Below are 6,207 nucleotides of genomic sequence, written 5' to 3' on the forward strand. Positions count from 1 at the left end.
GGGTCACCAACTGGAGTCGGTGACCCGGCGTTCCGGTTCGACCGGATAGGTCTCCGCATCCGCGAACCGGAGCTCGTCCTCGCCGTAGGCGGCGGTGCGGTCCGGCGAATCCGGCGGCGCCAGTGAGGGTTCCGGTGCTGTCGGCAGCCGCATATCGGGCATGCCCTCGATCAGATCGGTGAGTTTGGGCAACCGGGCCCGCCGTTCCTGCAGCGGCGCCATCAGTTCCCGATGCCGCTGCGCCAGATTCTTCGCCGCCTGCTGGGCCGCCTCGGTCACCGCCCGCGCGATCTCGGAGTAGCTCAGATCCTCGATTCCGGCGCCGAACTTGGTCTCGATGACGGTGCCGTCGGCATTCACGCTGACCGTGACCCGGTTCTTGCGCACCGACGCGGTACCGGTCAATTCCGCACGGTCACGCTGGATTTCGGCGATCACGCGCAGTTGCTGTTTGGCCTCGCCGATGATTCCCGCCAGCTCGGCCTTCATATGCTCGTTCGTCATGGGCACCCGATCCGCGGCTGTTGGATCACTTGAAGCCGTAGGTGTTGCCGTGCTCCATGGTCTCCAGATAGGTGGCGCTGTCGTTCTGGCCGTCGCAGAACTTCTGGAAGGCGGTGGAGAAATTGCGCGCGCCGGTGACCATGTTGTCGTGCGCGGCGAGGTAGCCGTCCCCGCTACCGGTACCGGCGAACTGCTTGCCCAGACCGTCGTCTCCCCAGCAATTTCCGTACGCGGTGGTCCTGCCCTGCAGTCTCGTCAGCACCTGTTCGATGTGGTCGCGCACATCCTGCGTCTTCCCGGCGGCCGTGCGGAGTTTCGCCACCTCGACCTCGATCTCGTCCGCCATCGTCCGTCCCTCCATCGCACTGCCGGCCGGCGCCCGTCGACGCTGGTCTTCGACGATGGCAGTCCCGGGAAAATCATCAGTGGCGCCGACGTGAACTCCGGGTGGCCGGTCCCGGAAGCCACCGCGAAACCCGCCGCCGCGGCCGGTATCCGATGATGGAGGGCATGCGAATCCTGGTACAGCGCGTCAGCTCGGCCCGGGTCACCGTCGACGACGAGGTGGTGGGCGAGATCGACCCGCCCGCGATGGGAGTGCCGCACGGCCTGCTCGCGCTGGTGGGCGTCACCGGCACCGACACCGCCGCGCTCGCGAAAACTCTGGCGGACAAGCTGTTTCGCCTGCGCATTCTGGAGGGCGAACGCTCGGCCGCCGACCTGGGCGCGCCGATCCTGGTGGTCAGCCAGTTCACCCTCTACGCCGATACCGCGAAGGGCCGCCGGCCCTCCTGGTCGGCCGCGGCACCCGGAGCGGTCGCCGAGCCGCTGGTCGCCGAATTCGCCGCCGCCCTGCGCGATCTGGGCGCCACCGTCGCGACCGGCCGCTTCGGCGCGCACATGCAGGTGTCACTGGTGAACGACGGGCCGGTCACGCTGCTGCTCGAGGCGTGAGCGGCACGCTCACTCGTCCACCTCCTGATAGTCGTTCATCCGCTGCACGATGTGCTCGGCCTCGGTATCGATCCAGTCGGCCAGGCCCGCCGAACCCATCCCGACGGCTACCGGCGCCGGTTCCTCCAGGGGAATCACATAGCGACCGTCATCGGGCAGATCTCGCCACAGCCGGGCCACCGTGATGCGGCCGCGCGGACCGAATTTCGATCTGCCCTGGGTCAATCGAACAGTGCCGGTATGGGTCGCGGGAATGTCGAAGAAGGCCGCACTGGTGAGGCCGCGGTAGTCGTCCTCGTCGTCGGCGACCATCGAACCACTGCCCGAGACCCGCCCGGTGCTCTCGCCGATCTCGATCTCGATCGGCCCGAGCCGCCCGGGTTCGGCCGCCGGCAGCAGGCCGACGACCGTCTCACCGAGGGCCCGCGGATCACAGGCGGTGATGGTGAAACCCTCGGCGTGTTTCAAGGTTTCGCCCGGCAACTGCACCACGACGAACCCGCGGGAACCGAGCCGCCCGGCATAGAAGCGCACCCGCTTGTTCGGATTGTCGAAATCCGAGTCCTCCCACGCCTCGCCGCCGACCAGCACCTCCGGCAGCACCATGGTGTCCACGATCGCTTCGAAGGCGCTGTCGCCGCGGTTCTCCAATTCCGCGCGGGTGCGACGCCATTCGCGCTCGTAGTCGTCCAGATACGGGATACGGCTGGTGATGCTGAACATCGACGGCACCAGACCGAAGAATCGAGTGTCGCACAACACCTTGAATTCCAGGTCCGTCAGAGTCCACCTGTTCACATGTCCTCGTTCATGGTTCGATCACCGGCTTGACCCGGAACGGGGTATCGCCCATCGCGTCGTCGAGCCAGTCCGTCGAGGTCAGGTACTTCGGCCGCCGGTGCTGACCCTGCGGTCCGGAATTGCCCGCACTGGACGCCGGGGTCCCCGCCATGCCGGGCTGGCCGGGTTGTCCGGGCTGACCGGTCTGCTGGTCGTACGAATCGTGGTGTCCGGCACCGTAGGTGGAGACGTCGGCCGGTAGCGATGCGCGGGGGAACTTGTCCGGTTGCCGCGGTTGCTCGAGTTGCTCGGGCGGTGCCGGATCGCCGGGCCCCACACCGTCACCGGCCCCACCGCCGTCACCGGCTCCCCCGCCGGCATCGGCGCCTCCCCCGCCGGCGCTGCCGCCCCCGCCGGGATCCAGTTGTGCCGCGATATCCGACAGGCCCTCCATACCCGGCGTGTGGCTGAGATCCCGCAGCCGTTCCGCCAGCGAGTGCAGAGGATCGGTGCCACCCGTACCGGACAGCAGGTGATCCAGGCCGGGAATCCCGGAGAGCAGGTGGCTCAGGTCCGGATTGCCGGACAGCAGTTGGTCCAGCCCGGTCGATCCCGAGACCAACTGGTCCAGACCGGGGATACCGGCCAGCAGGTGACGCAGATCGGGATTGCTCGCCAGCAACTGGTCGAATCCGGGGATGCCGGACAGCAGCTGCCCCAAGCCGGCCAAGCTGTCGTGGGCCGTCTGCCCGAGCTGGTTCAACGCCTGTTCGCCGCCCGAGAGCAGCGATTCGAGCGGGTTGGAGCCACCCGTGGTCCCGCCGAGCAGCGACTCGAGCGGGTTGGCGGCGCCCGTCCCGCCGGACAGCAGCGATCCCAGCGGATTCGCACTTCCCGTCGTCGCCGAATCACCGAAGGACGGCACCGTCCGACCGAGGCTGTCGCCGGTGGTGCCCGTTCCGGCCTCCGTATTCTGTTCTCCCGCAAGGCCGGACAGCAGATCGTCGAGTGACGGCAACTGCTGTTGCCCGTTCTTGGCCGCACCGGCCCCGGATTGCTGGGTTTTGCCGAGATTCGACGGAATCGTCGACGAACCCGTCCCCGAGGTGGATCCGGTACCGGTCGACGAGCCGGTGCCGCTGCCGCTCGGACCCGAGTACGGCGTGCTGCTGGGACCGGAACTGCCGCCCGAGGATCCGCCGGTGTCGCCGAGTCCGGCGGAATTGAGCAGGTCGCTCAGATTCGGGAGTTGCTGGTTGGACTCGCCGCTGCCGGGCATGCTGTCGTAGTTGCCCGGAATCTGCGAACTCTTGCTGCTGCGACCGGAACCCGAACTCGCCCCGGATCCGCCGCCGTAACCGCCGCCCGTGCCACCTCCGTAGCCCGAGCCGGTGTAGTCGGAACCGCCGCCGTAACCCGCGCCGCCACCATAGCCTTGGCCGCTGCCGGAACCCTCGCCGCTGCCGTATCCGTCCCCGCTGCCGTACCCGGAACCGCCGCCGTAACCGGAGCCACCGCCATAGCCGGAGCCACCGCCGTAACCCGAACCGCTGTCGTAGCCGCCGCCGTAGCCGGCGCCGGTGCCCGAACCCGAACTGTGCGAACCCTCTTCGTATCCGGCCTGGTAGCCCTGCTGATAGGCCGCCTGCAGCTGCTGTGAGGTGGCGCCGCTGCCCGACCCGCTGCCGTAACCGGAACCGCTGCCGTAACCCGAGCCACTGCCGTTCCCGGAACCGCTGCCGTTGCCCGAGCCACTGCCGTAACCGGAGCCGCTGTCGTAGCCGGAGCCACTGCCGTAACCGGAACCGCTGTCGTAACCCGACCCGCTGCCGGACCCGCTCCCATAGCCTGACCCACTGCCGGACCCGGAACCACTTCCGTATCCCGACCCGCTCCCATAGCCCGACCCGCTGCCGGAGCCGGAACCACTTCCGGACCCGCTGCCCGATCCACTGCCGGAGCCCGAGCCGCTGCCCGACCCGGATCCGCTGCCCGATGTACTACCACCGCTCGCCTGGCCCGGAATGGCGATCGTCGGAATCGTCGAGATCGTCGATTTCATCGGTTCCGCGTAGTACTTCTTGTAATTGGCGCGGTATTCGTCGGTGTGGTGATGTTTGCAGCCCGTCTTCTCCGGCTGTCCGGGAGAGGGCATCGACTTGCGCGTGGCCTCGAGCCAGTCGCTGGTGTACCGCAAACTCGCACCGGTCACCTTGATGGCGTCGATCAGATCCTGCGTACTGTCCTTGTAATTGCGTACGGCGGTCACCGCCGCGGCCGACGCGGTACCGGTCCAGCTGGCCTGCAGCTTCGCGATCTGGTCCGCGTAGGTGGCCATATTGCTCGACAGCAGCTTCGACATCGAATCCCAGAAACCGGACAGATCCATCGGCGGCTGCGCGTGAATCGTCTGGCCCAGCTGGATCATCTGATCCCAATCCAGGCTGTCCGGATTCTCGATATTGATGGTCACCGAGTCGGTCTTACCGCCGTAGCCCTGAATCGCCTGGGGGAAACTCGGCATCGACCAGCTGTCGTCGACCAGATCCTCACTGAGGTCGGCGACCAGACTCCCCCCGTTCGACGAGAGTTTGGGCGGGGTCACATTGCTGGTGACGTCCTTGGGTTTGGCCAGCGTGTCGAAATTGAACGTCGAGCTGTGCTCGTGCGCCGCGAAGGTCTTACCGGCGGCGACGAAGGTGTCGAACTGATCGCGGACCACATTCGCATGGGTCATCAGCGAGTTGTACAGAGCCGCGCCGTGATTGCTGTAGACCCCGGCGAGATCACGACTGGACTGCAGAATGCTGAAGGCACCGACCTCGTGCGCGCGGGTGTCGTGGACCGATTGCGCCAGTGCTTCCAGATTGGCGATCAGCTGTGCCGCGGCATCGGTGGCGGCCTTGATGTCTTTCGTATCGAACTGCAGCACACCGGAATTCGCCGCACCGAGTATCTGGGTCCATTCGGTGGTGTCCGCATTCGGCAACGTCATGATCGGCCTCCGAGGCCTTCGGTGGAACCTTGTTCGGCGGCTCTGAACTGGTCGGCGGCCGAACGCTCACCCTCGGCGAATTGGAACAGGGCATCGGCCATGCTGTAGCCACCGTCGACCATGTTCGCCCGCGTCGCCTTGTACCCCTTGTCGCCGTCCGCGAACTTCTTGCCGGACTTGTCGTTTCCCCACGGCTGGTTGGCGGAGTCGTTCTCGATTCCGGCCAGCGTGCTGTGCAGGGTGTCGATCACGCCCCGCACCTTGTGTGAGACGTTCTCGGGCAGGTCGGCGGCTCTGGTCAGCGCGTCGACGTCCACCTCGATCTTCTCCGCCATTGTCAGTCCCTACCTGTGTGCCTACATCTGGAACGGCTTGTCGACATTCGGATCGCTCGCGCCCGGATCGCCCGCGCCCGGATCGTCCGAGGCCGCCGCGCGCGGCGCGGGCGGCGGTTCGACCGCCGCCAACCACGCTTCCTCACCCGGCGCATCCGGGGCGGCGTAGTGCCCCGGCATCGGACCGGTTTCCGACACCTTCTTCGGCCGCGATTTCGCGCGATAGTCCTTACCCGGCCCCAGCGGCTTCCCCGGATCCTGCGGCTCGGCCGGATCGGACGGTGGAGGCGAAGCCGGGCGCGACGGGGTCATGGAATTCGGATCCGACGGATCCCGGAAACCACCACCCTGCCCACCGTTCACCGGCGGCGGTGGCGCGGGTCGCGAGGGGGTCATGTAATTCGGGTCCGACGGATCACGGAAACCACCACCACCCTGCCCACCGTTTACCGGCGGCGCGGGAGCCGGACGCGAGGGGGTCATGTAGTTCGGATCCGACGGGTCGCGGAAACCACCACCGGTCTGCCCTCCGGTGGAGGAATTCGGCACGGCAGCGGTCGGCGGTCCCTGCTGGGTGAACGGCCGGGAAAAGTTGGGCGGATTATTCGGATGCCCCGACGAATTCCCCACCGGCGCAGG

Annotated in this window: 6 protein-coding genes and 1 pseudogene; 1 reads left to right on the forward strand and 6 read right to left on the reverse strand. The window is 67.2% G+C overall.

The features are described 5' to 3' along the window. Window positions 1-3 precede the first annotated feature (3 nt). Window positions 4-504, reverse strand: coding sequence for a YbaB/EbfC family nucleoid-associated protein (locus NA3_RS01590; protein ID WP_062961769.1), 501 nt, complete (start codon window positions 502-504; stop codon window positions 4-6). Window positions 505-529: 25 nt separating this feature from the next. Beyond that, window positions 530-850: a WXG100 family type VII secretion target gene (locus NA3_RS01595; RefSeq protein WP_128145070.1), complete on the reverse strand. Its 321-nt coding sequence runs from the start codon at window positions 848-850 to the stop codon at window positions 530-532. 164 nt (window positions 851-1,014) lie between these two features. On the opposite strand from NA3_RS01595, the gene dtd reads away from it, so the two are divergent. Further along, on the forward strand, window positions 1,015-1,458 hold the full coding sequence (gene dtd, locus NA3_RS01600; RefSeq protein WP_062961821.1) for a D-aminoacyl-tRNA deacylase: 444 nt from the start codon (window positions 1,015-1,017) through the stop codon (window positions 1,456-1,458). Between the two features lie 9 nt (window positions 1,459-1,467). Here dtd and NA3_RS01605 read toward each other — a convergent pair whose 3' ends face one another. From NA3_RS01605 to NA3_RS37495, 4 genes and pseudogenes are all read right to left on the reverse strand, one after another. Next, window positions 1,468-2,256: an ESX secretion-associated protein EspG gene (locus NA3_RS01605; RefSeq protein WP_062961771.1), complete on the reverse strand. Its 789-nt coding sequence runs from the start codon at window positions 2,254-2,256 to the stop codon at window positions 1,468-1,470. Window positions 2,257-2,266: 10 nt separating this feature from the next. Further along, the gene (locus NA3_RS36605; RefSeq protein WP_062961772.1) at window positions 2,267-5,233 is read right to left on the reverse strand and encodes a PPE domain-containing protein; all 2,967 of its coding nucleotides are present in this window, start codon (window positions 5,231-5,233) and stop codon (window positions 2,267-2,269) included. Further along, a complete protein-coding gene (locus NA3_RS01615) occupies window positions 5,230-5,568 on the reverse strand; it encodes a hypothetical protein (protein WP_062961773.1) in 339 nt (112 codons plus the stop codon). Before NA3_RS01615 ends, NA3_RS36605 begins: the two co-directional genes overlap by 4 nt. A gap of 21 nt (window positions 5,569-5,589) precedes the next feature. Continuing rightward, a pseudogene (locus NA3_RS37495) lies at window positions 5,590-6,207 on the reverse strand (hypothetical protein); the annotation flags it as partial.

It is taken from the genome of Nocardia africana NBRC 100379, from assembly GCF_001612635.1.
Classification (GTDB): domain Bacteria; phylum Actinomycetota; class Actinomycetes; order Mycobacteriales; family Mycobacteriaceae; genus Nocardia; species Nocardia africana.